Origin of the sequence: Paenibacillus foliorum, assembly GCF_013141765.1 — a bacterium.
Classification (GTDB): Bacteria; Bacillota; Bacilli; order Paenibacillales; family NBRC-103111; genus Paenibacillus_S; species Paenibacillus_S foliorum.
Map to the genome: position 1 here is coordinate 406346 of NZ_WHOD01000070.1, position 26528 is coordinate 432873.

21 protein-coding genes are annotated in these 26528 nt (G+C 45.3%); 4 read left to right on the top strand and 17 right to left on the bottom strand.

Going from position 1 to position 26528, the window contains the following annotated elements; genetic code table 11:
- Positions 1-82 precede the first annotated feature (82 nt).
- The gene (locus GC093_RS20460) at positions 83-889 is read left to right on the top strand and encodes an IclR family transcriptional regulator (RefSeq protein WP_171653729.1); all 807 of its coding nucleotides are present in this window, start codon (positions 83-85) and stop codon (positions 887-889) included.
- Between the two features lie 104 nt (positions 890-993).
- On the opposite strand, the gene GC093_RS20465 is transcribed toward GC093_RS20460, so the two are convergent.
- From GC093_RS20465 to GC093_RS20485, 5 genes are all read right to left on the bottom strand, one after another.
- Positions 994-1992, bottom strand: a complete 999-nt coding sequence (locus GC093_RS20465; protein WP_171653730.1) for a glycerophosphodiester phosphodiesterase family protein — start codon at positions 1990-1992, stop codon at positions 994-996.
- 171 nt (positions 1993-2163) lie between these two features.
- Entirely contained in the window at positions 2164-3654 is a 1491-nt protein-coding gene (gene araA / locus GC093_RS20470; RefSeq protein ID WP_171653731.1) for an L-arabinose isomerase, read from the bottom strand.
- A 329-nt stretch (positions 3655-3983) separates the two neighbouring features.
- On the bottom strand, positions 3984-5654 hold the full coding sequence (locus tag GC093_RS20475) for a ribulokinase (protein WP_171653732.1): 1671 nt from the start codon (positions 5652-5654) through the stop codon (positions 3984-3986).
- Positions 5655-5719: 65 nt separating this feature from the next.
- A complete protein-coding gene (gene araD, locus GC093_RS20480) occupies positions 5720-6409 on the bottom strand; it encodes an L-ribulose-5-phosphate 4-epimerase (RefSeq protein WP_171653733.1) in 690 nt (229 codons plus the stop codon).
- An 81-nt stretch (positions 6410-6490) separates the two neighbouring features.
- The gene (locus GC093_RS20485) at positions 6491-7585 is read right to left on the bottom strand and encodes a GntR family transcriptional regulator (protein WP_171653734.1); all 1095 of its coding nucleotides are present in this window, start codon (positions 7583-7585) and stop codon (positions 6491-6493) included.
- Between the two features lie 240 nt (positions 7586-7825).
- Between GC093_RS20485 and mraY the strand changes: the two genes are divergently transcribed.
- Positions 7826-8773: a phospho-N-acetylmuramoyl-pentapeptide-transferase gene (gene mraY, locus GC093_RS20490; RefSeq protein ID WP_171653735.1), complete on the top strand. Its 948-nt coding sequence runs from the start codon at positions 7826-7828 to the stop codon at positions 8771-8773.
- 80 nt (positions 8774-8853) lie between these two features.
- Here mraY and GC093_RS20495 read toward each other — a convergent pair whose 3' ends face one another.
- The 8 genes from GC093_RS20495 to GC093_RS20530 form a co-directional block, all read right to left on the bottom strand.
- Positions 8854-9846, bottom strand: coding sequence for a Gfo/Idh/MocA family protein (locus tag GC093_RS20495; protein WP_171653736.1), 993 nt, complete (start codon positions 9844-9846; stop codon positions 8854-8856).
- A 6-nt stretch (positions 9847-9852) separates the two neighbouring features.
- Positions 9853-11064: a Gfo/Idh/MocA family protein gene (locus GC093_RS20500; RefSeq protein WP_171653737.1), complete on the bottom strand. Its 1212-nt coding sequence runs from the start codon at positions 11062-11064 to the stop codon at positions 9853-9855.
- A 31-nt stretch (positions 11065-11095) separates the two neighbouring features.
- Complete coding sequence (locus GC093_RS20505; protein WP_171653738.1) at positions 11096-11908, bottom strand: AraC family transcriptional regulator; 813 nt, start codon at positions 11906-11908, stop codon at positions 11096-11098.
- A 924-nt stretch (positions 11909-12832) separates the two neighbouring features.
- Positions 12833-13654, bottom strand: a complete 822-nt coding sequence (locus GC093_RS20510; RefSeq protein WP_171653739.1) for a sugar phosphate isomerase/epimerase family protein — start codon at positions 13652-13654, stop codon at positions 12833-12835.
- 262 nt (positions 13655-13916) lie between these two features.
- Entirely contained in the window at positions 13917-15077 is a 1161-nt protein-coding gene (locus tag GC093_RS20515; RefSeq protein WP_171653740.1) for a dihydrodipicolinate synthase family protein, read from the bottom strand.
- A 15-nt stretch (positions 15078-15092) separates the two neighbouring features.
- Positions 15093-16244, bottom strand: coding sequence for a Gfo/Idh/MocA family protein (locus tag GC093_RS20520; RefSeq protein WP_171653741.1), 1152 nt, complete (start codon positions 16242-16244; stop codon positions 15093-15095).
- Positions 16245-16506: 262 nt separating this feature from the next.
- Positions 16507-17616 (bottom strand): slipin family protein, encoded by a 1110-nt coding sequence (locus GC093_RS20525; protein ID WP_171653742.1) that lies wholly within the window; start codon positions 17614-17616, stop codon positions 16507-16509.
- A gap of 535 nt (positions 17617-18151) precedes the next feature.
- On the bottom strand, positions 18152-19570 hold the full coding sequence (locus GC093_RS20530) for an RtcB family protein (RefSeq protein WP_171653743.1): 1419 nt from the start codon (positions 19568-19570) through the stop codon (positions 18152-18154).
- 167 nt (positions 19571-19737) lie between these two features.
- On the opposite strand from GC093_RS20530, the gene GC093_RS20535 reads away from it, so the two are divergent.
- Both GC093_RS20535 and GC093_RS20540 read left to right on the top strand, forming a co-directional pair.
- On the top strand, positions 19738-21048 hold the full coding sequence (locus GC093_RS20535; RefSeq protein WP_171653788.1) for a helix-turn-helix transcriptional regulator: 1311 nt from the start codon (positions 19738-19740) through the stop codon (positions 21046-21048).
- Entirely contained in the window at positions 21035-21835 is an 801-nt protein-coding gene (locus GC093_RS20540) for a WYL domain-containing protein (RefSeq protein WP_171653744.1), read from the top strand. The genes GC093_RS20535 and GC093_RS20540 overlap by 14 nt, the downstream gene beginning before the upstream one ends.
- Positions 21836-22487: 652 nt before the next feature.
- Here the strand turns inward: GC093_RS20540 and katA are convergent.
- From katA to GC093_RS20560, 4 genes are all read right to left on the bottom strand, one after another.
- Positions 22488-23939 (bottom strand): catalase KatA, encoded by a 1452-nt coding sequence (gene katA / locus GC093_RS20545; protein ID WP_171653745.1) that lies wholly within the window; start codon positions 23937-23939, stop codon positions 22488-22490.
- A gap of 113 nt (positions 23940-24052) precedes the next feature.
- Positions 24053-24646 carry an ABC transporter ATP-binding protein gene (locus GC093_RS20550; RefSeq protein ID WP_171653746.1) on the bottom strand — a complete coding sequence of 198 codons (594 nt, stop codon included), beginning with the start codon at positions 24644-24646 and terminating at the stop codon, positions 24053-24055.
- A complete protein-coding gene (locus GC093_RS20555) occupies positions 24636-25559 on the bottom strand; it encodes an ABC transporter ATP-binding protein (RefSeq protein ID WP_171653747.1) in 924 nt (307 codons plus the stop codon). Before GC093_RS20555 ends, GC093_RS20550 begins: the two co-directional genes overlap by 11 nt.
- A gap of 113 nt (positions 25560-25672) precedes the next feature.
- Positions 25673-26521: an ABC transporter permease gene (locus tag GC093_RS20560; RefSeq protein WP_171653789.1), complete on the bottom strand. Its 849-nt coding sequence runs from the start codon at positions 26519-26521 to the stop codon at positions 25673-25675.
- Positions 26522-26528: the final 7 nt, after the last annotated feature.

Below are 26528 nucleotides of genomic sequence, written 5' to 3' on the forward strand. Positions count from 1 at the left end.
CATTAAAACGAATCATTCCCCTGGTAAAAATATAAACTTCATTTCTAAAATATATGACTCAATTTCCAAAAGGAGTACTGCTATGAGCCGAAGAAATCCAAGTACAAGCGATACGAATCAAAAAGTAGCCTCCTCCACGGTCGTGAAAGCACTGCATGTTTTGGAGCAGCTCGCTACCTTGTGCGACACCAATCCGCAAGGCGCATCCGTCAGTGAAATTGCCAAGCTTTCCGGCGAAAGCCCGAGCAGTGTTTGCAAGCATCTTGCCGCCTTTCAGCAAAGTGGTCTTGTCGAACAGGATGAATATTCAGAGCGATATCGCATTGGTATCTACTCACTCCGTCTTGCTTCACTTGCGCTGAAAACAATGAATATTAGGGAAATTGCTTCGTCCTATTTGCGTAAATTGGCAGATCTCGCTGGTGAAACCGTACACTTGGTCATCCGGGACGGTTTGCGCGTTGTGTATATCGATAAGGTAGAAACGTCCAAGACCATCCGTATGCATTCCCAAATCGGGCTGCGTAACCCTATGTATTGTACAGGTGTTGGAAAAGCCATATTGGCCTTTTCTCCTACCTCTCTAACAGACGCAGTCATAGCGGAAGGACTAATCCCATTTACCCCCTACACCCTTGCTACTCAGGGTACGTTAATGGCGGATCTAGAGCTAATTAAAGCCCGGGGCTTCTCTATCGATAATTGCGAGCATGAACCCGAGGTACGTTGTGTGGCAGCCCCCATTTTCAACCATCTAAAGGAGCCAGTCGCCTCCATCAGCATTTCGGCACCCAAATGGCGCATGACCGACGAACGGATCGAAGCTTCAGGGGGATGGATACGGGATACAGCTCTGGACATTTCAAACAGGCTAGGTTATATCCAGTAGAACTGAGCTTGTCGATAATTGTCGAAAGTAAATAAAAAGCATTCCGTTCAAGCTGCCCGATAACGGCAATTGGTACGGAATGCTTTTTCGATGTTTAACTTCGGTTATTCACCCACCATTGTGTTCTTCTCGCGATATAGCTGTGCTATTCTATCAATTCTGTTCGTCCATATGCCACCTGAATAAATAGAAGGTAGTCGTTTCGTATCCTTTACTGTATCAAAGCCTTCTGACCATCCTCCATCACCTGCGACGACAATGACTCTAGTGTCTACATTTTCCATTCGTTTTACAAATTTTCCAGGCCACCCCCACAACCATGGCGCAAATTTTTCAGGAATGTGCAGCTGTGTGTTCTCACATGAAGATGGGATATATCCGGTCCAACCTTCAGCGATATAAGGAATTAAGCAGCCTTTCAATGAAGCCATAGACATAACTCGAATATTCGGGAGTTGTTTCTTTAACAGAGCAACCGGTTCATCTCCTCCATAAACCGTTAGTTGGCTTAGCCGTTTATCTGGCAACATAGAAAGATATTGAGCAAGGATTGCTCCCTCTTCTGGGTCATCACTTTTAATATGGATCAAAAATGAGCCTTCTGGAAAATAAGCAAGGACCTCTTCCATGGATGGCATAAGCCCTACTCCTTTGCCACGAAATGGATAGGTTTTCCCGTTATCAGCGGTATAGCCATAGCCAATATCGATCTTCCTTAATTCCGCCATAGTATAGTCTTTGGTAACGCCTTTTACATTTGTTCGGCAATCAAGAGTCCAGTCATGAAAAACAGCGAACTGGCCATCTTTAGTTGGTTTTATATCAAATTCTACTATATCAGCCCCAGCTCCAAATGCAGCCTCCATAGATGGAATTGTATTTTCCAAATAAGGATGATCAGGTTCAATTATATGCTCCGCCGTACATGTATCATTCTTAATGCCTTCCATGCTAAATGTTTGGGCAAGTCCCCGATGAGCAAGTAAGAACGGTACTTCTTCGCTGCTCTTAGTAAAAAGTGAACTATTATTCAGATATATGAATGAAAACAGCAAGAGAAACAATAAACCGATTTTACTTCTTACCACTTTTTTAAATCTCACCTTGATACCCTCCCAGATATGAGGTGTCTAACTATGCCAACCTCGTAAACTGATATTAATAGGATGGGTACGATCGTTCAATAGCTGCAGCCTAATAATTGAATGATAAATGAATTAGCAAAAAGACCTCACCGTAAATCTACCGTGAGGTCTTTTTGCATCTTATCTTTTTTAACGAAGCTTCCAATAAAGCTCGTTCCATCTCAATTCGTTACGGAATGCTTGAACAGATGTGTTTTTGTTAATGACCACACACTCAATTCCAACCATTTCCGCCCAATCTACGAGCTGCTCAGTGGTGACTTTGTAGGAGAACACAGTGTGATGGGCTCCACCAGCGTAAATCCAAGCTTCGGCAGAATCGCGAAGTGACGGCTGCGGCTTCCAGAGCACACGGGCTACTGGCAGCTTAGGCATTGCTTTCAACGGTTTTACTGCATCTACCTCGCTAATTATGAGTCGGAAACGGTTGCCCATATCCACAAGAGAAGCGTTAATTGCAAAGCCGGAATCCCCATCAAAGGTCAGCCTTGCAGGATCAGCTTTCCCGCCGATAGAAAGAGGGTGAACCTCAATTTGGGGACGTGTAGCAGCAATCGTTGGACAAACCTCAAGCATATGTGAACCTAGCACCAGCTCATTCCCAGGCTCGAAATGGTACGTGTAATCCTCCATAAACGAGGTGCCCACATTGCCGGAAATCATTTTCATCATACGCACCAAAGCCGATGTCTTCCAATCTCCTTCACCACCGAAGCCATAGCCCGCAGCCATTAAGCGTTGGGAGGCTAGGCCCGGAAGCTGCTTCATTCCATGCAAATCCTCGAAGGTCGTTGTGAAGGCACCAAAGCCGCCCTCTTGCAAAAATGATTTCAAGCCAAGCTCAATACGAGCCTGCTCCAGAATAGCATCTTGCACCGGTCCGCTCTCAAGTCCTTCCGGAACAATCGTATACAGCTCGGAATATTCCTTGAACAGCTGATTAACCTCGGCATCCGAAAATTCATTCATTCGCTGCACTAGATCGCCAATTCCATAACCATTCACGGACCAGCCAAACTTAATTTGCGCTTCTACTTTATCACCATCAGTAACAGCAACCTGGCGCATGTTGTCACCAAACCTAGCTACTTTCAGATTGCTTCCCTCCGTAAAAGCGACAGCCGTATGCATCCATCCGCTAATGCGGCCGCGAGTTTCCTCGTTCTCCCAATGTCCCACAACAACTTTGCGGGAAATGCCCATACGCGTTCCAATAAAGCCGTATTCGCGATCTCCGTGAGCCGATTGATTCGTGTTCATGAAATCCATGTCGATCGTATCCCATGGGATGTCACGGTTATATTGGGTGTGCAGATGCAGCAGCGGCTTACGCAGCTCGGTGAGTCCTGCGATCCACATTTTGGCTGGAGAGAAGGTGTGCATCCAAGTGATCAATCCTGCGCAGGAATCATCTGCATTAGCATCTATACATAATCTACGGATGGCATCCGGGGTAGTAAGAACAGGCTTAAACACAATTTTATAAGAAATCGCAGCATCTCGGTCCAATGATTCAACAATATGCTTGGAATGCTCAGCAACCTCGTCCAACGTTTCCGGTCCATATAAGTGCTGGCTTCCGGTTAAAAACCAAAATTCATAAGTCTTTACATTCAACATAGTTAGCCCTCCTCGGGTGCTTGGGAATAATTAAAATAAACAATGATGGCTCAACCTCAAAATCGGTGCCTGACCCTCTCACGATTATCAGCCTGCACAAACTCCTGCAAACATGCAGTTATTTTATACTGATATTTGCAATTGAGAAGAAAAAGCTGCGAAAGTACAGCAATTCTCATATGAAATGGTCCGATTTCATCTAAGAATGAAAAGGGATGCATATTACATGAATTCACGAAGACTGCCTATAAAACTTCAAAAAGGCTGTATAAATGCAGGCTTTGGGAGTAGGGAATGGCTTCGAATAATGTCTTGTATGCTTCCATTCTCTAAACAGTCGTCTCTTTAATCGCTTTCAAACGCTTCATCACGTCGTTTTCACCACGGCCGAAGTAATCATGCAGCTTGCTGTATTCCTGGTAAAGCAGCTCATAGACAGCTACATTTTCCGGAATTGGCTTATAGGTGTCCTTACGTACGCGAGCCATTTTCTGTGCAGCCTCCACGATCGTATCGTATCCGCCTTGAGCGGCTCCTGCTGCCACTGCACCGAACATCGCCGCGCCTAGAGCAGGCGTCTGCTTGGAATCGGCTATTTTGATTTCACGATTCGTTACATCTGCATAGATCTGCATGAGCAATCGATTCTTTTGCGGAAGTCCGCCGCATGCGTACAACTCGTGAACCTCCACGCCGTTATCATGAAAAGCATCTACAATTTTGCGCGTTCCGAATGCTGTCGATTCCAGTAACGCTCGATAAATTTCCTCTGGCTTCGTCAACAAGGTACAACCAATCAGCAAGCCAGTCAGATCCGTATCAACAAGCACGGAACGATTCCCGTTCCACCAATCCAGCGCCAGAAGTCCAGTCTCTCCCGGTTGATAAGCTGAAGCCTTCGCTTCCAGCCATTCATGAACATGTATGCCTTCCTTATCCGCAGCTTCCTTCACATAGGCGGGAACTGCCTGCTCCACATACCATGCAAAAATGTCACCTACCGCAGACTGACCAGCCTCATAGCCCATGTAGCCGGGAATAATGCCGTCCTCCACAACGCCGCACATACCTTCCACACGCTTTTCTTCCGTACCAAGCAGCATATGACAAATCGATGTTCCCATCGCCATAACTAGCTTCCCTGGAGTTACCACCCCGACACCTGGAACAGCAGCATGTGCATCTACGTTACCTACAGCAATCGCTATGCCTGGCTTCAAACCCATCAGCGCAGCCATTTCCGGAGTTAACTCCCCGGCTTTCGTGCCTAATGGAACTACATCTCCGCGAAGCTTGGTTTCCGTCAAATTTTCCAATTGAGGGTTCAACGCTTTAAAAAACTCACGGCTTGGATAACCGTCCTGCTTATGCCAGATCGCCTTATAACCTGCGGTACAGCTGTTGCGCACTTTATTCCCTGTCATTTGGAAAACAACCCAGTCTGTCGCCTCAAGAAACATATCCGTTTGCTCGTAAAGCTCAGGCGCTTCGTTCAGAATTTGCCATACCTTGGCGATCATCCACTCGGAGGAGATTTTACCCCCATACCTTGGAAGAAAGGTTTCCCCTCTCTGCTCCGCAATCTCATTGATCAGATTCGCCTCATCCTGCGCAGCGTGATGCTTCCACAGCTTAACCCAGCTATGTGGCTGATCCTTCAGCTCTGGCTTGAAGCAAAGCGGGGTTCCGTCAGCATCTATCGGCAGCATAGTGCAAGCTGTGAAGTCGATGCCAAGCCCAATCACATCAGCCGGGTCCACTCCAGATGCTTTCATCACCGCAGGCACGGACTGTTTAAGCACCTCGATATAATCTCCAGGATGCTGCAGCGCCCAGTCGAATTCCAATTTTACACCCGAACCAGGCAGCTGCTCATCGATGACATTATGAGGATAAGGAGTTACATGGTCTGCTACCTCTGTACCGTCCGCTAGATCAACAAGAACTGCTCTCCCTGATTCCGTACCGTAATCCACACCAATCGCGTATTTTGAGGCCATCATCATTTCTCCCTTTGCCGTTAGATTAATTTATAAATGCAGTCTGGATTTAAAGGACTATTTCATTATTTCTGTCCATAGTAAGCGTTTGCACCATGCTTCCTAAGAAAGTGACGATCTAACAGCGTTTGATCCATCGGTTCAATAGTCTGGTTTAAATTAAAGGTGTGAAGGGCAATTTTGGCAACCTCCTCCAAAACTACCGCATTATGTACGGCATCATGAGGATTTTTTCCCCAGTTAAAAGGAGCGTGGCAGTTGACCAATACACCCGGTATTTGCGTTGGATCCAAGTCTTTGAAGGTTTCAACGATCACATTCCCCGTTTCCAGCTCGTAAGCGCCTTTTATCTCGGCTTCTGTCATTTTACGTGTGCAAGGGATTTCGTCATAAAAATAATCCGCATGCGTCGTGCCTAACGCCGGAATTCCTCTCCCCGCCTGAGCCCAGCTAGTTGCCCATGGAGAATGGGTATGTACAATTCCGCCGATTTGCGGGAATGCCTTGTACAATACCAGATGAGTCGCCGTATCCGATGACGGTTTAAGGCTGCCCTCTACCACATTCCCCTCCAAATCAAGTACAACCATATCTTCTGCCTTCAAATCCTCATAGGGAACGCCGCTCGGCTTAATTACTACAAGCCCCTTATCGCGATCTATCCCGCTTACATTCCCCCAAGTGAATGTGACAAGCCCATACTTAGGTAAATCCAAATTCGCCTCAAGGACGGCCTGCTTTAATTTTTTTAGCAAAAAGTATCCTCACCTTTCCTCCTGTGAAGTGTGTTCTACGACCATTATACAATTGTACGTACAAATTTTCTATAGTCTGTTTTAAATTTTTCGAGTCGACTCTCGAATCACTAGCTCCGGTTGGAAAATATGCTTATCTGGTACATCCACTTTGCCTTCAATCCTGTCAATCAACAGCTCGGCAGCACGGATTCCCAGATCTGTTTTGGGATGGGTCAATGTGGTCAGCTTTACTTCGGTTGCCGTAGCTAAAAAAGAATCATCAAACCCAACAATCGAAATATCTTGAGGAACGCTTAACCCCGCTTGTCTAACAGCCTCCAAAATAAGGACAGCCAACTCATCGTTATAGCATACAAATGCAGTCGGCCGATTCTCCGCAGATTCAGTAAGCATAGACAGAGCCAGCTCGTAAGGCTTCGTCTGTTTCTCTTCAGTCGTATAATGCACAACAGATTGCGGCTGCAGCGGAACCTGTGAATCATGATGAGCGCGTATAAAGCCTTTCAAACGGTTCACGCCCTGAAGATCATCCATTTTGAAAAAGCCCACGATTTTCTCATGTCCCCATTGAATCAAATGCTCCGTTGCTTTATAGCCTCCAGCCTCATCATCCACTTTAATGTACGGACAATTCATTTCGGAATACCGTTCGTTTATCATCAGATAGGGAATTTTTTGATAATCCAAGGATAAATAGCAGCTTAAATTAGGATTACCCTCGGCGCTTCTGGTCGGTTCAATAATAAGTCCGCTTAAGGGCTGGCTCATCATCATCTGCAGGCTTTCCAATTCTTTGCTTTTATTGTTATCCGTACTGGATAATAGCATTCTGTAGCCTCGATTCCTTAATGCCGCTTCAGCTCCACGAACGATATGGGGAAAAATATAATCCGATATGTAAGTGGTAATAATCCCGATCGTTTGGACCTCCTGGCTCTTGTGGCTCTGCGGAGTAGAGACGAAGGTGCCTTTGCCTTGTACTCGCTGAAGCCATCCGTCCTTCTCTAGCTCTCCGAAGGTTTGACGTACGGTTTGTCTGCTCATCTGGAACCTCTCGGCTATTTCATGCTCCGTCGGCATTTGATCGTTGGCTTGCAGCTGGCCGGATTGAAACCAGGTTAAGATTTCTTGTTTTAATTGAAGGTATTTGGGAAGCTGTTTGTTATCTCTCATTATCCACCTCTAGGGACCGCCATGTCCGATTGAATTTGTATCATTATATCATCTTAGCAAGTTGTATGTACATCTCAAAGCATCAGCGTTATCCATGAGTTGGAAAATATGAAATAAATATGTATAAAGTTTCGCTTTTAAATAGTCGCCTATTATATAAAAATAAAGTACAAGACCTAAAGAGCTAAGGACAGGATAGCGGAGATTGTTAAAATAAAGCTTGGAGTGTGGGCAAATTCAATGTCAATTCTTAATGTTGTCGTAGTGTCTTTTATTATCGTTGCTTGTTTATGTCCTGTCTTGATATGGGGGCTTCGCACTTTAAGACTCATTCAACCCATTAGAACTGAATTGCCTGCAGATCATCAAGCTAAATTAGGAACCCCCTTAATGGCAGGAATCATATTGCTTGTCGGGATTATTACACCGCTTATATCCCACCCTAGCATCATGACTATCTTCCTTTGCTGTACGTTCCTCCTTTTCAGTCTGATTGGATTTCTTGACGATTTTAAGAAAGCTGCTTTCCAAGACCCCTCCGGTATTTCGGGAAAAACTAAATTATATTTACAGTTTACATGTACGGGGTTTCTTCTTTTCTTCCTCTATCGCTTCCATGGCATAAGCTCTAAGTTATTGGAGCATGGAGACTTCCAAATAGTACTCCCCATAAGTGTATACATACTGCTAGTTCTGTTGTTTATAGTTGGATCTGCAAATGCTATTAATTTTACAGACGGCTTGGATGGACTGCTTATCGTCGTATCTATCCCTACCTACTTTTTCTTTTTTGCGATTTCTAATCAATTTGAGGTACGGCTTTTTTCGATGACAATGATTGCGTGTTTATTAGGTTTATTAATTTATAACATTTACCCTGCCAGAGCTTTTATGGGGGATACGGGGTCATTAGCCATTGGAGGTTCACTTGCATTTCTTGCAGTTATCGAGAAGGTTGAAATATTGCTCCCCTTATTATTCTTTGTCTATTTTGCCGAACAATTGTCTGTGATTTTCCAGGTTTGGTATTATAGGAGGACGAAATTAAGGCTTTTCCGAATGGCTCCCATTCATTATCACTTTGCCTTAAAGTATGGTTGGAGTGAAAATAAAATTGTTACTGTATTTGGATTCGTTTCCTGGATCTGTACACTAATCAGCCTGTTTATTTGGAAATACATGTTGTGAGAGGATGGATACGTATGTCCTAAAACAAACAAAAAACGGACTAAGTCCTTAATAGAACTTAATCCGTTGTTGTTGATCTCTTAAAACTTCACAACCCTTTTCTCATCCGCAGCAATTACAGCCTTCAAGCATGCCTCAGTAACATAAAAGGATTCCTCAGCACTAACCAAGCAAGCTGTGCCATCCGTGATCTGCCGTACAAAATCAGCAAAAATCTCCACCTTAGGCAGCAAAGGAAGCTCTTGCTCACCGTTCTCCTTGCCGTTAATGAGCAGCACCTTTTGGTCACGCACCTCAAGTACGCCTTCCGTGCCCGCAATTCGAATCCGGTCGTCTCCATGGGTCGATGCTTGAGCAGGCCTCAAATAATCAATACTAACTGAAGCTGACACTTCACCTGACATCGTAAAATGACACTGGGCTGAGGTTTCCAGCTCGCCGTTGCCTTGATTATACAACGTAGAATGCGATGCATAGACGGTTTCAAACCGCTCCCCACTGAACCATTGAACCCAATCTATGGCGTGACTGCCCACCCAAGGAATGGTCCCCCCATAGGTCTCTCTTCGTTTAAAATGCTCTGCCCTGCTGCCTAGGCGATATGATTTCTGCGCATGAAGCAGCCTAATCTGACCCACTGCTCCGGCTTTAACCGCATGCCAGGCCGTATAAAAAGCAGGATTGTAGCGAATCCCGAACATGGCCGCAAGCTGCGTGCCTCCGGAGCGTTCGTAAGCCTCTCTCAGCATGGCCAAATCATCTAATGTTGTCGCAACCGGCTTTTCCACAAACACGTGAATTCCTCTGCGCAATGCTTCCGAAGCTATCTTCGCGTGATCATTAAAGTAGCAGGCCACAGCTACAATATCCGGCTTTGCCTGCTCCAGCAATTCGATATAATTAGCATACACAATTGGTGAATGCCCTTCCTGCACCGCCCTGGCTGTAAGCTTTTCAATGGATTCTCCATTAGAACCTGCAGAAACACCAACAAGACGAACCTCAGGCAATTCCCGAAGTCCGTCCATTACATAATTAATATGACCCGTCGATCCAATGATACCTAATTTCAAGGCTGTTCACCCCTTAAACATACGATAGTTAGTCAAGTCAGCTGTTTGTGCGGGAACCGCCCAAGGAACCCCTGCTTCGGATGGGAGTACTCCCTGCTCAAAGCACTGCTTCAGCACATCCTCCACACCTTCAACCCATACCGCATTCGTCTCTTCATCCAGACCTACCAGTGTCTTAGGAAATCCCGGGATTTCCGGTATCGCATCCATCATCGCATTCACGCAGAGAAGCTGTGGATATGCTGCTTCAAGACCGCATGGAATCTCATCGCTGCCCGATGCCAATGCACCTATGCATACGCGAAGCTTATCTTCGCAGGCCGTCGTACCTGTACTCGCGTACACTTTTTCCGTACCGTCATGAAAAAGAGCCGTAATCTGATTATCGTTCTGACCATCAGCGAAGGATACCGTAGCTTTTTCAAATTCGAAGCTAAAGATCGGCCCTTCATTGTTCAAAATCGTATGCGAGGTGTAAAACAGAATTTCCACGTCATCTACCGTCTTAACCCTTAAGGCACACGTATCGAAGGTTTCGATGTCATTCGCCCGGTAAAGCTCTGCTGCCACATTCTGGAGCTTCGCACTCGCATCGGTTCGGGAACCGGTTAAATAAAACATATTGTGCAAGAAGTGAGCGGTTGCATTATGAGCGACACTATCCAAAATCCAATCGCCTGATGCGCTTTTTCTCTTGCCCTTCCAACCGCTTTGAAAATAAGCAAGAGGGCGTCTCCACAATACGATCGTTTTCAACCGCTTTGGTTTGCCGAAGGTTCCGGATAAAATATCCCTCTTCAACTCTTGAATTTGGTCGTTGAAGGATAGATTATAGCCAATAGCAACAAACTTCCCGCTCTTATCCCTTGCCTCTATCATTTTCTGTGCGTCCTGTACGGTAGCAGCTATTGGCTTCTCGCATAATACATGGCTCCCATTCAATAAAGCGGTGCACACATGCTGGCAGTGAAATTGAATGGGTGTGGAGATAATAGCCAGATCCGCCTCAGACACAGCGTAGAAGCTCTCCAGATCCGAGTGAAAAGTGATCCCTCTGTCCTTTAATTCTTGAACATACCGGCTGCGGTCCGGGTTAACCTCTACAACACCTGCGATAGTAAATTGACTGTCATCTGTTACTTTAAGAAGTTCTTCCACATATCTATTGCCGTATCCACCAATTCCTACCAATAATATGGAAACTTTTTTACCGTTCATTATCCCTATCACCTCTATCACGATTCATCGATCAGCTTTTATTCTGCTGTCTGAACATGTTCGGGGACATTTTCACAATATTTTTAAATGCCCGGTAAAATGTAGGCAGCGTCTCATACCCAACCTCAAAGCAAATGGAAACAATGTCTTTATCCGTCTCGATAAGCAATTTTTTAGCCAGACTAATACGTATCTCTGTCAAATATTGAATCGGAGTCATCCGGTAATGATCTTTGAAAATATTATTCACATGCCTGGCCCCAATTCCTAACCTGGCAGCTATATCACCCGCTGTAAGCGGTTCAAAATAATGCCTATCCATATAACTGCGGATCCGCTCTGCACGAAGACTATTGGAATCCGTCACCAGCGACGTTTGGCTCGAACGTGCAAGCACCAATAATATTTCCAAAATATAAATTTGCAGCGCCCATTGATTCAGATCGTCCTGATGTGTCTGCTCGAATAGCATTTTACGCAGCAATTGTCTTAAATCCGCCGCAGCAAAAGGGTTCAATTGCAAAAATGCAGATGATTTAAAGCAGGAATAAAGCAGACCTGAGCGTGCATTTGAATCTAGTACTGTTTCCTCAAAAGCAAGAACTAGCAAGGTCAGCTTCGATTCGGAAAATACGGAATGATTCGAATGCGGAACAATCAAAGCCACGCTGTCCTGCTTAAACTCATACTGCTTGTCATCCAGCGTAATGGTTCCTTCGCCTTCCAAAGCATATAAAATCTGATGAATCGCATGATGATGCTCGTCAACGACATCCCCATCCAGATGCTTGCTTTCATATAAATGAATCCCGCGCAATGGCAGTTCAATCCTTTTCAACTTCATAAGAGGCCCCCAAAATGCCCGAAAATAGCAATGATACCTTCATCTTAACGTTTTGGGAACCTGCTCACAAGTAATATTCTAAAGATAAACCTGAGGCTGCGCCTCAGGTCATTGCCTAAACCCACACAATGGTGCGTTGGGAGGGCGCATATGTGGTTACGGCTGCAGTTGAAAGTCGTAATCCTTTTTTGAATAGTTCTTCAAAGGAGGTCATACCCGAGTAGCACCGGAGGTGACTCCACTCCTTATGCCTCATACTTCATGCTTCATGCTTCGCACTTCACACACCATGCTTCATGCTTTACAGATCACACTTCACACTTCACACTTCACACTTCACACTTCACACTCATTCTACTCTGACCTTGCTGCTACTTCTCTTCCCTAACCGATCTGTGATCCGATATTCAAAGCTATGCTTTCCCTTGAGAACTTCCGTGCGGCAAATGAGTCCTCGGTGACGGGGAACCTATTAGACGAACCCGTTTATCGATCGATCTGCCATTTAAGGGATCACTCCAATTTGCTCGCGGAACGTCGATTCGTTATTTGTTTATTACCCTCGGAGAATCATAAGTTCGCGGAACTACGATGCGTTATTTCGTCTCCATCAGGCTGAAATCCCTTATTTCAAGGAAATAAGGGATCCTCGTTCCGTTCCACTGAGATGTTCACGTGTGCACTTCAAAATAACGAATCTCAGTTCCTCTACCTGCCCGTCAATTAGGTGGCTCAAGAGCCACCAGCCAATTTTAGAGGTGAGTAGGTCGTCAAGGATGAAGAAAGGAAGTCAAATATTAAACTTCTACTCAGAGTCAGCTCAATCAAAGTACACGCTCGATTCTTCATCAAAGCAAAATAAGTCACAGTCGTAAGAAGTACGAGGTAAGGAGCGTGAGTGAATGTACTTCTCACTGATCAGCCTTAGCAATGCTCCAAGTAACGTTCTTTCATAAGTGCAAGAACCTCATCGCCCGGAGTATCCCAGACAGCACGGTTGAAAATTTCCACTTCGATTGGACCCTTGTAGCCTGCTGCTTCAACAGCTTGACGCATGCGGCGCAGCTCGATCACACCATCGCCCATCATTCCTCTGCCTAAGAGCAGATCTGGTACCGGTACAATCCAGTCGGAGACGTGGAAACCTCTGATCCGGTCGCCTGCACGAGCAATTTCACTGTATAGATTGGGATCCCACCATACATGGAATACATCTACAACAACGCCAACATCCTCCGCGTTAAATTTTTCGGCCAGCGTGTTGGCCTGCCCTAACGTCACGATAACCGAACGCTCAGCGGCATACATTGGATGCAGCGGCTCAATACCAAGCTTAACCCCATGTGCTCTTGCATGTGGAATTAGCTGCTCGATGCCTTCCTCTACCTGTTGACGAGCTGTTGCAATGTCCTTATCAGCTGATGGACCGCAGACGAGAACCAGCACTTCTGCACCTAGCTCAGCGGCTTCCTCAACCGCACGACGGTTATCATCCAACCGCTCTTGGCGTCCAGCCGCTGTTGCAGCAGGGAAATACCCGCCACGGCAAAGGCTGGACACTTTAAGTCCAGCATCACGGATGTAGCGGCGGCTTTCAGCCAGACCCGCTTCGGCAACCTTGTTGCGCCAAGGAGCGATCCAAGGAATACCCGCACGAACGCTGCCCTCTACTGCCTCGCGTAAGCTCCAGCGATCTGTTGTGATCTGATTTAAGCTGAGACGATCGAAATTTTGAAGTTTTTCCATGTGCGCTCCTTTACCCTCCCAAACCCTCCCTATAGGGAGGACCCTAAGGGCTCTGCCCTCTGGACACCCTCTAAGGGCTTGGTGAGGAAGTTTATTTAGATGCTCCCTACTTACGTAAGCGAATGATCGCTTTCGTCCTTGTGGGACACGCTTTACTTTGGGTGGTGTTAATAAAAAATAATAATTGATTTTGTTACGCTGTTTGTTTTGCGACTACATCCTTAAGAAAATCCGTTACTAAGCTTCAAGTAAGTGAATCTTACTAGATCCCAGACAATGCAAGAACTTTGCGCATACGCTCTACAGCGAGATCAGGGTTGGTAAACAAGCCGGCTTCATCAGCCATTACAAACAAGTCGGAAAAGTGGACGACAGAACGGGCGCCCTCAGCTCCAGCGATCATACGGAAGTGGGACTGGTGGCCGTTCAAGTATGCCATGAACACGATACCTGTCTTATAGGCAAACGTCGGTCTTTGGAAAATATGCCTGGATAGCGGCAGTGTTTTGTCCAATATGCTGTGGAAGCGGTCCGTATCCCCAGCGTCTAATGCGTGCAGCCCAGCGGCAGCAGCAGGAGCGATAGCGTCAAAAATACCCAATAGCGCATGGCTGAAGCCCTGCTCATCTCCACGGATCAATTCCGGATAGTTGAAATCGTCTCCCGTGTACATTTTCACACCTTCTGGTAGCAGGCGGCGCATTTTGATCTCTTTGCTCGCATCAAGCAGCGATATTTTGATACCGTCCACTTTATCGGCATTCGCACGAATTACGCGCAAGCAAACCTCCATAGCGGCATCCGGGTCTTGATGCCCCCAATAGCCCGCTAATTGAGGATCAAACATGTCACCCAACCAATGCAGAATGACAGGCTGGGAAACCTGACTTAATACTTTGCCGTAAACCCGCTCATAATCCTCCGGGCTTTTGGCGCAAGCTGCCAGAGCGCGACTCGCCATCAGAATGATACGTCCGCCTTCGCCTTCGATGAAGGAGCATTGCTCCTCATAAGCAGCCTCAACGTCTTCCAACGTTACGTTTGCACCGGGAGCCAGATGATCGGTACCCGCTCCGGAAGCCATATTACCTCCAACAGAACGAGCTTCCACGATGGAATGCTTGATCAATTCCTTGGAAGCATTCCAATCCAAGCCCATGCCGCGCTGAGCCGTATCCATCGCTTCCGCAACGGATAGGCCAAGCGACCACAGGTAATGACGGTACTCCATTGTCGCTTTAAAATCGATTTTGGATTGCGCCAAAGGGTCAGTATTTGCAAAAGGATCACAAACTACATGCGCCGCGGAAAAAGCAATGCGGCTTTTCAACGGGCCTTTCGGTATTTCAAACGCTTCGGAGCGGCTGAGCTCATAAGTATAGAGCTCCCCTCCGGCACGTGGCAATTGTATCGTTTGAGCCAAAATAATTACCCCCTCTTACAATTTCAAATCAGGAATGTCGATCCAACGGCGCTCTTTCCACGATTGAAGCCCAAGCTCAGACAGCTGTGTACCTTTTGCACCTTCGAGCAAATCCCAAGGGAATGGTGTGTCGATGACAATATGCTTCAAGAACAGCTCCCATTGAATTTTAAAGCCGTTATCGAAAAGCTGATTATCCGGAACGTTCTCCCATTGCGCTGTGAAATTGAAAGGATTGGCGATATCTGGATTCCAAACCGGCTTAGGCGTATTTACTTTATGTTGGGTTTTGCAATCACGAAGTCCTGCTACTGCGCTGCCGTTCGTACCGTCTACATGAATCGTTACCAAATCATCACGATCTACACGTGTGGTCCAGGAAGAGTTCACTTGCGCTACAATGCCTCCCTCAATTTCAAAGGTTGCATACGCAGCATCGTCTGCTGTACATTCGTATTTGTCGCCTTTCTCGTCAAAACGCTCATGAATATGAGTTACCCCAAGGCAAGATACAGACTTTACTTCTCCGAACAAGTTGTCCAACACATAACGCCAGTGAGCAAACATATCCGTGATGATACCGCCGCCATCTTCCTTACGATAGTTCCATGAAGGGCGTTGGCAAGGAATCATATCTCCTTCAAATACCCAGTAGCCGAATTCCATACGTACGGACAAAATGCGACCGAAGAAACCGGAATCTATCAATCTTTTCAGCTTAATAAGGCCTGGCAGGAACAATTTATCTTGGACGACACCATTTTTGATGCCTTTATCACGTGCCAATTTTGCAAGCTCCAATGATTCAGCCAAGCTCTCAGCCGTCGGTTTCTCGCAATAAATATGTTTACCCGCTGCAATCGCTTTACGAACGCCTTGCGCACGAAGCACAGTAGTTTGGGAATCGAAATAAACTTGATTGTATGGATCTGCCAAGCATGTATCTACATCAGTGCTCCAGCGTTCTATTCCGTGAGCTTCAGCCAATGCCTTCAGCTTACCTTCTTGTCGGCCTACCAAAACCGGATCTGGAATGATAACATCACCATTAGGAAGTGCAACTCCACCTTGCTGGCGGATCGCAACAATGGAGCGGATCAAATGCTGATTCGTTCCCATACGTCCTGTTACACCGTTCATAATAATACCCACTTTAATAGTTGCCATTGTTCTTGCTCCTTTCAAATTGAGAGACCTAATATGTTTTGCTTGCTCTCATTGTAATCCCTCAGGCATCAACCGTCTTATGAATATCAGAAATCAATTCTTAATTTTGGAACCGTTTGCTGCAATTCGTTATGTCAATTGTATTGATTACTTTTTTCCCAAGAAAAAAGCAGTTGGGTATTCCCAACTGCCTAGCGGTCTTATTGTATTTTTTTCCATATCCATCATACAAGGTACTCTTCAGCTTCCACTCATTCACTCTTTACCCATGCTTTTCTCCCCCCAGCAAAGAGTTCAATTGTTCTAACAAATTACCACCACCGGTAAGCGAAATCGTTCCGATTTTCTCACAGATTTTTTCCAGAAACTCAAGCTCCTTCAAACGATAAAGCGTCTGGTTCTCATCCATAAGCTTGGCTGTATTCAACAGGCTACGAGTTGACGCGGTTTCCTCCCGGCGGGTAATGATGTTGGCCTGTGCCTTTTTCTCTGCGAGGAGAACCGTATTAAGAATATCTTTGATATCGCCTGGTAGAATAATGTCCTTCACTCCTGCTGATATGAAATGTACACCGTAATCCTGACTCTTCTCATTCAATCGGGATAATACGAAAGACGCGATTTCTTGTTTCATTTTTAGTAGATCATCGAGCTTCAGAGTTCCAATATATTCTCTCAAAATAAGCTGTAATTGGATGTACATTTGATCCTCAAAGGACTTGATCTCCAATGCACGAAGCGGATTCATAATTTTATACTGATAGACAAAATTTAATCGTAAAGTCACTTTGTCTTCGGTCATCATCTCTTGTCCGGTCAAGTCCATCTGTTGCTGCCGCAGGTCCACTGTTTTGACAGATACCGTAACAGGTCCTTTCCAGAAGTAATACTTGCCGGGCTTAAGCTCTTGTTGCATTACATTGTTATAAAACAAAACACCGGATTCATAATTCGCTACCTCGAGCACCTGATAATAACCTGTTAGCTTGGGCAGAACAGCAGTATCAACCTCCGCAGGCAATTCGGGATTACGAGTATCTACTCGAATGTAAGCATGCTTCTTCAAAACATTCCAGAACGCATATCTTCCAGCCGACAGAAGTGCGGCGAATTTCCCATCCTCGTAATGCAATACATATTCATGGTCCAGCACCTGTATTACATCAAGCTCTTGTACAAGTTTTTCATCGTGCAAAAATAATTGTAAGTCTTTACCCTGAACCACAAAGGGCTTCGTTATATTGAGAACAGCTACCGTATCCTCGGAAAAAGGTGAGAATCGGTATGTGCCAGGTTGTAATAATTTTTCATAGCTGCCTTTTCTGAAAAGCAAACCTCGTTCATCTGTTTGTATGATCAATTTTTTAAACATTATAAATCCCCCTTAAGCAGACTAATAAGCTGCTCTTGATTTGTGACCTAAAGAAAGGAATCCTCCTGCAGCCCTAGCGGAATCTCATTTGAGAAACTGAGGAAGCCTAGCATCATCCTGCCGGAAAATCCATGAACTGAATTGGGTTAACCTGCAGCCAATCACAATTCACCTCTTTTTTAGCGTATGAGCTCGCATACTCGTTTCGGTATCCACGGATTGCAAAGCTCAGCAACAGCGTGCATATAAAGCCACTGAGGATTCCAATTAAAGGCCATCATCATTTGTACAATCACTCGATTGAAAGTCGAGTTGCTATACCACTAATCGTTCCACACGATAGGGGAGTCGAACCCCTGCATTGGTGAATTCATGCCGAAATGGACCGTACAGCATACAAGCACATAGTATGTGCCAGTACTGCGGGACATTTTTGAAATCCCAGCCTTGGTACGCCATCCGTACATAAACCCAAATCTATGATAAAACGTCTACTGACGTATATCAGCATAGTTAGTTACCCCGTACCAATATATTAAACTCCCTTTATTGCAGCCATAGGCTTGCATTTGGCCACTACATCCGCGAGCGAAGCCCCAACCACACTGTCTATGATCTGATCGACATCCTTATAAGCTTGTGGACATTCATCCAGAATCGATTGCAGAGAACGGTGGTTAACCAAAATTTCATCATCCGTACCAACCTTTAAGGATTGCTCGAATTGATCCACGGTAACTAATTCTTTGGTAGCTCTTCTGGATCTTGCCCTTCCTGCGCCATGACATATAGAATAGAAGTTTTTTATTCCTTCTTCTCTGCCAATCATAATGTAGGATGAAGTTCCCATCGACCCTGGTATTAATGCGGGATGCCCAGTTTCCTTATAAACAGCAGTGTTTAGAAAATGGCTCGGCGGCAATGCTCTAGTTGCTCCCTTACGGTGAACAAGCATCGGTTGATTTCGATGAAACTCCTTCAGTGCATAGTTATGCATTAGGTCATAGAGCACCGGCATTTCCAAATTAGCCCCAAACACTTCCTTAAAAGCTTCACGAACACCGAACGCAATCATATGTCTGTTGCTAACCGCAAAGTTTAAGGCGGAATACATAAGGTTTAAATAAGTTTGCCCCTCATTGCTAGCAATAGGTGCATAAATAAGATTGCGATCCGGATTTTCCACGCCCCAACTTTGCATAGCTCCTCTGAACACTTTCGTGTACTCCTGACCCAACATAGCTCCCCATGCCCGGGATCCTGAGTGAATCATTACGACAATCTGACCGTCAAACAAACCCCATTTTGCAGCTAAATCCTTCTGTCCTTCCTCAATTTCCAAATATTGAATTTCAATGAAGTGATTTCCGCCTCCAAGTGTCCCTAATTGTCCGTGAGCATACTTACGGATTTTGGCCGGTAGCTTATCAAGATACTGATGTTCGAACTTGAACGTGGACTCCTCTACGTGCGTCAGCCATTGTTCATGAGGAACATATCTTTCAGGCAATCCCTTCAAACCATTTTGAACAACATACATAATGTCAATATCCGCATAATGTGTATTCGTCCGTTCGTTAGTGGGAACATATTTTTCAATTGCTTTAATTAGAGCTCTTCGTACTTCCTTATCTTGGATATCCCTTTTGTGCAGTGAGGTAGTGTGTACCCGCATTCCACAGCCAATATCAACACCGACGATAGATGGAGAAACAAACCCGTCTTTCATACTCCAAACAGCCGTTGTCCCTATACAAGTTCCTACGCCCACATGTGCGTCAGGAGTATAACTCATATGAACATTACGTGGGATTCGCAGATTGTTATCCGCCATCTCATATACTCTCGATTCAAAAGTTTGAAAAACATCCGAGTTGGCAAACACATGAAGATTTCCGTGTTGCAGCTCCATTTCGTAATGATTGTTTCCGTGAGTGATTTCTTTAATGTTCATCATGAAACCTCCGATTCATTTGTTAAGCCTTATGATTACTATCTTCGCTTATTTGAGGTGAAACGAACATGGCGAAAGTATTACGACAAACAAAAAAGTTTACCATTTTCTACATATTCACCTCCTGTTACAATGGAGAAAGGTTACATGAAGAGCGAGGGATGGATTTGGCCAAAGAAGGCTTTGATAAAGAAATTCAATTTTTGCGAATGCTTGTCTTAACAAGTGGGGCATACAGCCGTCAACAGTTTGCAGAACGACTCGGTATTTCCGTCCATACATTCGATAAAACGCTTCGTCGTCTTAAAACAATCGTCAGTATCATACAACAAACACCCGATACCCAGGGGAAGGAATTTGCTGAGACATTACGTTACAGCTACTATAATTCGACCGACCCTATGCTCCTGTTCCTTTATCGAGCCAAGTCCCTTAAAGAATCAGAAACCCAAAGAATTTCGATTATTATTGCTGCTATGAATGAAAAAGCTCTCACTGCCATGGAGCTCCTTGATGTTTGCTGTAACGGACTTTCTACGGAAACTGCACTTCCTGATGAAAAAACAATTCGATCGGACCTTAAATATTTGGAAGAAGTCGGCGTTATCCGTAAAGAGCCGGGTCTACGTCCTTACCGCTACCGTATACATAATGACTTAGTTCAAGAGCTTACCAACGATGAACTTATCGATTTATATGACTTTGTAGACATTATGGCCAACACACAGGTACCTTCTGTACAAGGCTATTTACTGAGGGATGGATTAAAAAAGTACATGAGCCGAACCTCGTCCATGCCTGCATCTACTGAGCCCTTCTTATATAAATATCACTATTACTCACGTATTTTGGACGAAGCGCACTTGTTCACTCTACTGACTGCCATTCAAAGCCGTCGCAAAGTGCAATTTCTTTATTTTTCGCCTAAAAATTCGCAAAGCTATACATCCCAAAATACGAATCCTTTGTTCGAACGTGAACTGGAAGGTAAACAGGAGAAAACTCTTCCCCTTAAAATCGTGTACGATCACCAATATGGGAGATGGTATCTTCTTGCCTTCGATTCCCGGCATGGAATCAAAAAGTACCGAATGGAAGGAATCACGCAGCTCGAAGAAGATGCAGTTGTTCCCAATGAATTATTTGAAGAAAAATGGAATGATTTAGAGGGAAAAATACAATATAGCTGGTTAATTGATACTGGACGTTCGGTAACAGTGAAAGCCCGATTTTTTAAACCGGAAGAGCCACAGCCCGACTTCATTAAAGACAGGGTTCTGCTTCAAGGACAATGGGGTCTGATTAAGGAAGAAGATCAGGAATCATTTATATTTGAGATTGTGGTCAATGGCACAACGGAGATAAAGCCTTGGATAAGAAGTTTCGGGTCCAGTTGTGAGGTACTAGAACCTCACTCTCTTCGAACTGAAATGATGGCTGAGTGGAAGGAGCTTAGAGAATATTATGAATCTGTTTGAGAAAATATTTAATTATCAAATCATATCACGGCTAGAGGACTCCGGTACCTTCATGATTACCTCTCAAGAGAGATCTTGGCTCAAAACGATGCTGCAACATCCATCTGCTTCCGATGCCTTCTCATCTATAACTTTAGACAAACTTCAATCCATCCTAGATTCTGAACCCTCGCTTAATATATCTGGGGTTTTTATTGAGAAGGCTCGTAGTATAGAAAAACAAGTATATCATCCGCTCATCCGCTCGCTACGACGCTATATTACGAATAAAACCGGAGTTCGATTGACTTACAGCATTAAAGATTGCCGCACTATTTATAATGAAATCGGATTTCCTTACAAGCTGGAGTATTCTATCGTAAAAAAAGAATGGTACCTACTATGGTACCATTTGCGGCACAGAGCTATGATGAGCACAAAGCTGCAAAAGCTCGTCTCCGTGACGGAATTGCCTGTTTCTGAGGAAAGAGCTAGTATGATTGTATCTGAAATTGAGGATCTTCTAGATAAACGTAAGCAGCATGCAACAATTGAGGTAATAAAGGAATACAATCGCGAGTTGTCGAGGATACTGTATGCTTTTTCCTGCTTCGAAAAAGAAGTGGATTATGATGACATTATAGATAAGTATGTTATTCGATTGACCTTTCTTAACAATGAAAGTGAGTATGTTTTATCCAAGATTCGTTTTCTCGGTAAGCGTGTTAAGGTTATTCAAGGCGAGCATTTAAAAAGGAGGATGCTGGATTCAGCTACAAAAGCTATGAGACGATATGAGAACTCCTAATTCGAGTAAACCAAAAACCCGCAAAATCGCGGGTTGATAGACTAATAATAAGTCACTTCACAGCTTGAGCCTAACGGAATCAACTCACTTAGATAATTGCACATTAACTCCTTATCTGCTTGATTTACAGATACGGTCGAGTGAAAATCAAAATATATGGTTGCATTACTCGAATCGTACCTATTAAAGGTTAATTCGCCGAATGAAAATAAACGATTTATTAACGACATTATTTCATCCTGATCTAGTTTTCTGCTCATAGCTGTTTGTATTACAGAATGCGGCAGTTCATGTACTTGGGGAACCCTATCGGTTTGGACCATATTATATGATTTTACTTTAAAACAGACGTAGGGATGTAAATGATCGGAAGCAAATAATTTCAAGCTGCGTATTTCCTTATGGGGTAATTGCAAATCATCATTCCACGCATAAATGGTCGCTGTATTTTTTCCATGAGTATGAACCCTTATATATCTTAAATGCGGGAAACGTTTTTTAATTAATTGCTCTGATAATAAACGGGTCCTCACTACCATCACCTCGTTTTATCCATTTTTTAATTGATTGCGTTTTCATATAATATGATACTAATTAAAAAAAAGGCAGCTATCTTGGATGAGAAATAGATAGCTGCCTCCTACTATTCAATTCATTCAGGTACAGATAAACCAAGACCCTCCGCAACGCGTTGGCCATACTCCGGATCTGCCTTATAAAAGTGCCCGATTTGTCTAAGCTTAATTTCATCCTTCTCCACAGGCTCCATAGCTCCCACAATAGTTTGAACCAGCCGCGCACGTTCATCTTCATTTAACAGACGGTATAAATCTCCAGCTTGCGTATAATGATCATTATGATCATAGGCCACGCTATCTGCTAATCCCGAAACTTCGTAAGGTGCTTGCTTATTCTCTGGTGTTTCCGTCGGTCCGCCATAGCTGTTAGGCTCGTAATAAACTGAACCTCCACCATTGTTGTCATGACGCATTTGTCCATCGCGTTGATAGTTGTTCACCACATTTTGAGCTCGATTAATTGGCAAATCCTGATGATTGGCCCCCACACGATAACGATGTGCGTCATGATAAGCAAACAATCTGCCCTGAAGCATTTTATCTGGGGAAACATCGATACCAGGAACGAGAGTTCCAGGAGAGAATGTCGCCTGTTCAACCTCTGCAAAATAATTTTCTGGATTTCTATTTAGAACCATTCGACCTACTTCAATTAACGGATAGTCCTTTTGAGACCATACCTTGGTTACATCGAATGGATCAAACCGGTACGTATTAGCGTCTTCTAAAGGCATGATTTGTACGCACAGCTTCCACGTGGGGAAATCGCCATTTTCAATTGCGTTAAAGAGATCCTCCGTGTGATAGTCCGCATTAGTTCCAGCAATTTGTGCAGCAACCTCTGGAGCTAAGTTTTGAACCCCTTGTTCGGTTTTAAAATGATATTTTACCCAAACGCCCTGCCCTTCCGCATTCACCCATTTGAAGGTATGGCTCCCAAAGCCGTGCATATGCCTGAGTGTCGCCGGAATGCCGCGATCGGACATAAGAATCGTAACTTGATGCAAGGATTCAGGAGATAAGGACCAGAAATCCCACACCGCATTCGGGTTTTTCAAGTGGGTTTGAGGATGACGTTTCTGTGTATGAATGAAATCCGGGAATTTAATTGCATCACGAATAAAGAAAACGGGCGTATTGTTTCCTACCAAATCATAATTTCCTTCTTCTGTATAAAATTTCACTGCAAATCCTCGCGGGTCACGCACCGTATCTGCAGAACCAAGCTCACCGGCAACCGTAGAGAATCGGATGAACATTGGCGTGCGTTTGCCTACTTCTGATAAGAAATTAGCCTTGGTGTATGTAGATAAATCGTTGGTTACTTCAAAATATCCGTGAGCACCTGCACCTTTCGCATGAACCACTCGTTCTGGAACACGTTCTCTGTTGAAATGGGCGAGCTTTTCTAATAAATGCACATCTTGAATGAGTATGGGACCGCGAGGACCTGCTGTAATTGAGTTTTGGTTGTCCCCAACGGGAGCGCCCCAACTGGTTGTAAGCTTGTTCTTTTCAGTACTCATAATAGAATCACCTCTTTAATGTAATTTAAAAGGTTGAAGCGTATCATAATAGCGTACAACACTTGCCTTACTCATATTTATGACAGCATTAGGACATTCATTCTTAGTAAGTATTAGAATTCGATCAGCCTGCTGCACAATCTATGCAGCAGATGACGTTCGTGACTTATGACCAGTACACCTAATCGGCGTTCAGTCACCCTGTCTCGAACAGCTTGCCATAGCTGCGCCTGCGTTATAGCATCCAGCATTGCCGTCATTTCATCAGCAATGAGGTAACGGGTGCCCGGTCCCAGCGCCCGGGCAATGCAAAAGCGCTGCAGCTCGCCGCCGGACAGCTCATTAGGCCATCGGTCCAGCCAAGCCGGACCGATTCCTAGCGCGGCTAGAAGCTGCGGATCAGGCTCCCCCGCTTCCAGCAGCGTCTTACGCATCGTCCAGCGGGGATTAACCGCCTTCTCCGGGTGCTGGAACACCATCTGCACCGGATGATAACCGCTTGGGGGCAGCGGGGCGCCGCCAAGTGTGACTTCCCCCTGCAGAGGCTCATCATAGCCGGCCAGCAGCCGGCCTAAGGTTGACTTGCCGCAGCCGCTGGGTCCAACAAGTCCCACGATTTCGCCAGGTTCTATTCGAATATCAACCTTCTCAAATAACCATTGCTTCTTATTATAGCGATAACCAAGCTTACTTCCTTCAAGAGGCATGGATGCACCTCACCATCCCGCCGCGGATCTCCCTCGCATCGGGCAAGCCTTCCGTGCATGCCTTAGTCGCTAAGGAACAGCGCGGCGCAAACGCGCAGCCTGTTGGCATTGCCCCAGCTAACGGCTGTGAGCCGGGAATGGGAACAAAATCATTATGTGGAAGCGCCTTCCACATGGCTTTTGTATAGGGATGGCGCAGCTGCTCTCCATTCCCCCTGAAGTCCTCTGCGCTAGCTATTTCAACCGTCGTCCCTGCATAAAGCACCGCAATCCGGTCCGCTATGGTAAGAGCCGATTCGATGTCATGGGTAATCAACATTACTGCGCACCCTTGATCCGCGAGCTCGCGCAGCTGACCAAGCGCTTCCTTGATTGAGGCAGCATCAAGGCCAGGCGTCGGCTCATCGGCAATGACGAGCCTCGCTCCACTAACCGTAGCTGTTGATACGAGAACTCTTCTTGCCATCCCGCCGGACAGCTGAAACGGAAACATCCGTTCCACTTCGGCTTTTAATCCATAACGCTTAAAAATACCCCGTTGGGTCTTCACAGGATCTTCTGTCTTCACAGCATATCTAACCTGCTGACCTACACGCATTAAAGGGTCCAAGTACTGCACCGATTGAGGAACCAAAGCAATCTCGCTCCCCCGCAGCTTGACCTGTTTGCTTGGGGTCAGCTCCTCCCCATCCAAATAGATACTGCCGGACACATGCGCATTGCTAGGAAGAATACCCAGTACCGCATGAGCCAGAATGCTTTTACCCGAGCCGCTGGAGCCTATTACCGCAACTACTTCACCCGCAGCTACAGAAAGCTCCAGGTTATGAATAACCTGAAGACGCTTTTGGCGCAAAAGGCTTATATATTGAGTAAATTCTACAGATAAACCGTTAACCTTAAGCAAGGACACATCAGCCCCTCCTTTACTCTTGTTAATCTACGATCTACACTAGCTTCCGCAACAATGCCCTAACTACCTACCGCTCAGAAAATAGCTATTTTCCAACGATTGTATGATCCAACCTACTCATGTGCTCTACCCGGATCTGCAAGCAGTCGAAGGTTTTCACCTAACCGGCCAAAAGCAATCACAATGATTAATAAGCATAACCCGGGGAACAAAGCTAACCACCACATGCCGGTAGACAGATAACGCATCGATTCCGACAGGATAATCCCTATCGCAGGCTCATGCGGTGACAGTCCCATCCCTATAAAGGTAACTCCAGCCTCGTGCAAAATGGCATGCGGAAAAATGAGCAGCAGCCCGATCAGCAGCTGTGGTAGCAAATGCGGTAGGATGTGCCGCGTTCCGATCCACCAGCGGGATTTGCCTAAACGCCTGGATACCTGCACATACTCAGCGGTTCGCAGGTTCATCACTTCCGCGCGAATCACTCTGGAGAGGCTCGGCCAATGGGTCAAAGCCACACCTACTATTACGCCCTCTGCTCCGCCGCCCATAACAAAAGCGATCAGAATTAAAGTAACCAAATGAGGAACGCTCAGAAACAGATCGATTAGCCAGGTAATAAGACGGTCGGCGACCTTCCCCATAGTAGCTGCCATCAGTCCCAATAGGGCAGCTATAATGACACTCACCGCTCCCGCTATCATTCCCGTTTTGATACTTAGGACAAGTCCTTTGAGTGTACGCGTTAGCATGTCCCGCCCGAGCCAATCGGTACCGAAAGGATGTGTCAATGAAGGAGGCAAGTTGCGGGATATCAGGTTGACGGATAGATTATCGGATCCAAGCAGTGTAGCTCCAAGCCATACAGCTGCTAATAATACAGCGGTAAAAAGTGCAGACAGCCAGGTTCTGTGCCTCCGGTGCAGCTTGGGCAGCTGTATGGAGCCGCTTCTCGTCATTTCGTTT